A 226-nucleotide genomic window follows, 5' to 3' on the forward strand; every position below is an offset into this window, starting at 1 on the left:
CAGATTTTTAAAGAGCAAATATCTCAAACATCACTCGTAAGTGAGTTTTGAGATACAGAGGCCGGCGACTTTCACTCACAAACCAGCAAGTGGCGTCCCCTAGGGGATTCGAACCCCTGTTACCGCCGTGAAAGGGCGGTGTCCTGGGCCTCTAGACGAAGGGGACGTATCAGTCTGCTTCGCAAGACGCCTTGCTTTTTACTTTCTATCAGACAATCTGTGTGAG

At 49.6% G+C, this 226-nt stretch carries 1 tRNA gene; it reads right to left on the bottom strand.

Annotated features, from left to right (window positions below):
• Positions 1–90 precede the first annotated feature (90 nt).
• Positions 91–166: transfer RNA gene (locus A7589_RS22560), tRNA-Glu, on the bottom strand.
• Positions 167–226: the final 60 nt, after the last annotated feature.

The organism is Escherichia sp. MOD1-EC6475 (genome assembly GCF_003046645.1).
Classification (GTDB): Bacteria; Pseudomonadota; Gammaproteobacteria; order Enterobacterales; family Enterobacteriaceae; genus Escherichia; species Escherichia ruysiae.